5 protein-coding genes are annotated in these 3,890 nt (G+C 70.0%); 3 read left to right on the top strand and 2 right to left on the bottom strand.

Annotated elements, in window-relative coordinates; all coding sequences use genetic code 11:
- Together CVO76_RS06410 and CVO76_RS06405 are read right to left on the bottom strand one after the other, a co-directional pair.
- Positions 1-384 (bottom strand): class I tRNA ligase family protein (locus tag CVO76_RS06410; protein ID WP_208741306.1); only part of this gene is annotated, 384 nt, incomplete at its 3' end.
- 53 nt (positions 385-437) lie between these two features.
- The gene (locus tag CVO76_RS06405) at positions 438-1,958 is read right to left on the bottom strand and encodes a SulP family inorganic anion transporter (protein WP_208741304.1); all 1,521 of its coding nucleotides are present in this window, start codon (positions 1,956-1,958) and stop codon (positions 438-440) included.
- A 135-nt stretch (positions 1,959-2,093) separates the two neighbouring features.
- Here CVO76_RS06405 and CVO76_RS06400 point away from each other — a divergent pair, with 135 nt between their 5' ends.
- The 3 genes from CVO76_RS06400 (at position 2,094) to CVO76_RS06390 (ending at position 3,729) form a co-directional block, all read left to right on the top strand.
- On the top strand, positions 2,094-2,894 hold the full coding sequence (locus tag CVO76_RS06400; protein WP_208741302.1) for an SDR family oxidoreductase: 801 nt from the start codon (positions 2,094-2,096) through the stop codon (positions 2,892-2,894).
- A gap of 74 nt (positions 2,895-2,968) precedes the next feature.
- Positions 2,969-3,418: a hypothetical protein gene (locus tag CVO76_RS06395; protein WP_208741300.1), complete on the top strand. Its 450-nt coding sequence runs from the start codon at positions 2,969-2,971 to the stop codon at positions 3,416-3,418.
- Positions 3,415-3,729, top strand: a complete 315-nt coding sequence (locus CVO76_RS06390) for a winged helix-turn-helix domain-containing protein (protein ID WP_208741298.1) — start codon at positions 3,415-3,417, stop codon at positions 3,727-3,729. Before CVO76_RS06395 ends, CVO76_RS06390 begins: the two co-directional genes overlap by 4 nt.
- Positions 3,730-3,890: the final 161 nt, after the last annotated feature.

The following is a 3,890-nucleotide window of genomic DNA, read 5'->3' as shown; positions in this document are numbered from 1 at the left end:
CGGCCGGTAGTCGGGGTCGTAGGCGACCGACGGATCGCAGCGCACCCCGTAGTAGTTCTGGACGCGGCGCTCGGTGGGCAGACCGTTGTCGTCCCAGCCCATGGGGTAGAAGACGTTGGCGCCGCGCATGCGCTGGAAGCGGGCGAGGACGTCGGTCTGGGTGTAGGAGAACATGTGCCCGACATGCAGCGATCCCGACGCCGTGGGCGGGGGTGTGTCGATCGAGTACACCTGCTCACGCGTGGTGGCCCGGTCGAAGGAGTAGGTGCCGTCCGTCCGCCATTGGCGGGACAGCCTCTCTTCGAGGCCCTCGAGGGCGGGCTTGTCGGGAACGGAAACGGGCTGGGGTGAGGGCGTGTCTGTGCCCTGGGTCGTGTCGGCCATGCCTCCATTGTTCCCTACGGCGGCGGGCCCGCCGTGCGCGGTGCTCCCGCGGCTCAGGCGCCGAACTGTCCGCGCAGCCGGTCGCGCATCGACGCGGACGCCTCGTTGAGGCCGACGACGGCCACCTCCGTGCCGTGGGAGCGGTACTTCTCCGAGACGGCATCGAGGGCGGCGATGGTCGACGCGTCCCACAGGTGCGACCGGCGCAGGTCGATGGTGACGTGGTGGGGGTCCGCCGCGTACTCGAACTGCATGTAGAGGTCGTTGGAGGAGGCGAAGAACAGCTCGCCGTCGATCACGTAGGTGACGCGCCGCTCGCCGTCCACCGTGTCCTCGGTGCGGTGGACGGTGACGAAGTGGGCCACGCGGCGTGCGAAGGCCACCATGGCCACGAGGACACCCACGCCGACGCCGATCGCCAGGTTGTGCGTCCAGACGGTGACGATCACGGTGGCGAGCATGACGGTGGTCTCGCTCCTGGGCATGCGCCTCAGGGTGGCGGGGGTGATGCTGTGCCAGTCGAAGGTGGCGATCGAGACGAAGATCATGACCGCGACGAGCGCGGCCATGGGGATGAGCGCGACGATGTCGCCGAGGGCGACGACGAGGACGAGCAGGAAGATCCCGGCGAGGAACGTCGAGATGCGGGTGCGGGCCCCTGAGGCTTTCACGTTGATCATGGTCTGGCCGATCATGGCGCAGCCGCCCATGCCGCCGAAGAAGCCGGTGATGATGTTCGCGGCACCCTGGCCCCACGACTCGCGGGTCTTGTCGGACCGGGTGTCGGTGATGTCGTCCACGAGCTTGGCGGTCATGAGGGATTCGAGGAGTCCGACGGCGGCGAGCGCCAGGGCGAAGGGAGCGATGATCCGCAGGGTCTCGAGGGTCAGCGGGACGTCGGGGAGGAACAGCGAGGGCAGGCTCTCGGGCAGGTCTCCCTTGTCGCCGACGGTCGGCACGGGCACGTCGGCGAGGATCGTGAACAGTGTCAGGACCACGATCGCGACCAGGGGTGCGGGCACGGCCCTGGTGAGGCGGGGCAGGCCGAAGACGATCAGCAGGCCCACGGCGACCATCGGATAGACGAGGAGGGGGACGCCGAGGAGTTCGGGGACCTGGGACACGAAGATCAGGATGGCGAGGGCGTTCACGAAACCGACCATGACGGAGCGGGGGATGAAGCGCATGAGCCGTGCGACGCCGGCGATCCCGAGGATCACCTGGATGAGCCCGCCGAGGATGACGGCCGCGATGAAGTAGTCGAGGCCGTGGCTGTCCACCAGGGGTGCGATGACGAGGGCGACCGCGCCGGTCGCGGCGGAGATCATTGCGGGCCGGCCGCCGAGGAAGGCGATGGAGACCGCCATGGTGAACGACGCGAACAGACCGAGCCGGGGATCCACACCGGCGATGATCGAGAACGCGATGGCCTCGGGGATCAGCGCCAGCGCCACGACGAGGCCGGCGAGCACCTCGGTCTTCAGGAGCCGCGGGGTCTGGAGCGCCAGCCTCACCGAGGATCGTTCCCTGGGCGAGAGGGGGGTGTCCGTGGTGGTGCGTCCTGCGGATGTCATGGTGCGTCGGTTCCTTCTGGTGGGACAGCGGAGGGCACAAGAGCGCGGGCCCCGCTCAACGTTACCTGCGCGCGGCCTTCTCCGGGTCGGTCCACCGGAAGCACAGGACCGCCCCGGGATGGCTACAGTGGCCCCATGACCCAGACATCCCCGGCGCCCCTCGGCGCGCCCGCCGACCCGGCCCCCTCCGCCCTGCGCGCCATCGTCACCGGAGCCAGTTCCGGCATCGGCGCGGCGACCGTGCGCGCCCTCCGCCGCGACGGCTGGGACGTCGTCGCGGCAGCCCGCCGGGTGGACCGGCTCGAGGCCCTCGCGGCGGAGACCGGCGCCACGGCCCTCGCCCTGGACGTCACCGACCAGGCGTCCGTCGATGCCTTCACGGCCGCGGCGACCGCCGGCGGCCCCGTGCACGCGCTCGTCAACAATGCCGGCGGAGCCTTCGGGGCCGACCCGGTGGGGCAGTCCGTCATCGAGGACTGGCAGCGGATGTACGACGTCAACGTGCTCGGCTCGATGCGCATGACCCGCGCGCTGCTGCCGGCACTGCGCGACGGCGGCCAGGGCAGCGTCCTGTTCCTGACCTCCACCGCCGCGCTCGCGGCCTACGAGGGGGGAGCCGGGTACTGCGGCGTGAAGGCCGCGCAGGAGTCGATGGCGCGTTCGCTGCGGCTGGAGGAGGCCGGGAACAACATCCGGGTCATCGAGGTGTCCCCGGGCATGGTGCGCACGGAGGAGTTCTCGCTCAACCGACTCGGCGGGAACCAGGGTGCAGCGGACAGGGTCTACGAGGGCGTGGAGTACCCGCTGACGGCCGAGGACGTCGCCGATGCCGTGGCCTTCACCCTCAACGCGCCCCATCACATGAACATCGACCAGCTCGTCCTGCGCCCGCTGGCCCAGGCGGCGAACCACAAGGTGCTCCGCTCCACTACCTGATCGAAAGTATTTGCCAATCCGGAAAGTAGTTGCGATAGTGGTTCCATCAGCAACTACTCGGAAGGGGCACGACGATGAGCGATACCACGAAGACCGGTCACCCGGGCGCGGGGGAGGCGCAGGCACTGCTCGCGCAGGCGGACCAGATCGGCGCAAGTGTGAGGACCGGTGCGGGCTGGCCGCAGATCGCCACGTTGCTCGGTCTCGGCGCCGTCTCGGCGATGGGCGTCGTCGCCCTTGGACTCGCGGCGCAGGCGCCCGGCACGCCCGTCGTCCTCCCGATCGTCACCATGATGGTCTGGATCCTGATCTTCACGACGATGGCCGCCGTCTTCACCCAGGCGAACAAGCGCGGTTTCGGCGTCCGATGGGCGTACTACATCGGGGCGTGGGCCCTGCTGTGGGTGGCGGCGATGGTGCTCGGTGGCACGGTCCTCGAGGGTGAGCTGTGGTTCTCGGCCCTCATGGCGGCGCTCATCACCCTCACGACGACGGCGTGCGCCTGGTACGAGGCCCGCAGGTGAGCACGCAGGGCACGCCCGCCCACCCGCGCCACCAGCTGGACGACACGCTGGGCCACCCGGTTCGGTTCTCGTTGATGGCCGCGCTCGCCCAGACCCAGGAGATCGATTTCGCGACCCTCCGCGACCACCTGCAGGTCTCGGACTCGGTCCTCAGCAAGCAGGTGGCGGCGTTGGAGGCCGCGGGCTACGTCGGCGTCCGCAAGGGCTTCATCGGGAAGCGCCCCCGCACCTGGCTGACCATGACGAAGGCCGGGGACGCCGTGTGGCGGAACCATCTGGCGGCGCTGCGGGAGATCGCCGGCACCTTCTGAGCCGGGCGGCAGAGCTCTCCGCCACGGAGGGCCCTGCCGCCCGCTGCCGATTCCGTCCGGCGCTCCCCGACCCGGAGTAGGGTGCCTGTGGGCAGGTGTTGCACCGACAGGGGGACGGACAGCGTGGACGATCAGCCGAGCGGGACGGACGTGGCAGCATT

The sequence above is a fragment of the Arthrobacter agilis genome, assembly GCF_002953615.1.
GTDB classification, from domain to species: Bacteria; Actinomycetota; Actinomycetes; order Actinomycetales; family Micrococcaceae; genus Arthrobacter_D; species Arthrobacter_D agilis_B.
This window is presented reverse-complemented; position numbering and strand designations above follow the sequence as displayed.

Excerpts from the sequence above, each read along its gene's own strand:
- CVO76_RS06395 (WP_208741300.1), top strand. The coding sequence starts at position 2,969 with ATGAGCGATACCACGAAGACCGGTCACCCGGGCGCGGGGGAGGCGCAG.
- CVO76_RS06405 (WP_208741304.1), bottom strand. The coding sequence starts at position 1,958 with ATGACATCCGCAGGACGCACCACCACGGACACCCCCCTCTCGCCCAGG.
- CVO76_RS06400 (WP_208741302.1), top strand. The coding sequence starts at position 2,094 with ATGACCCAGACATCCCCGGCGCCCCTCGGCGCGCCCGCCGACCCGGCC.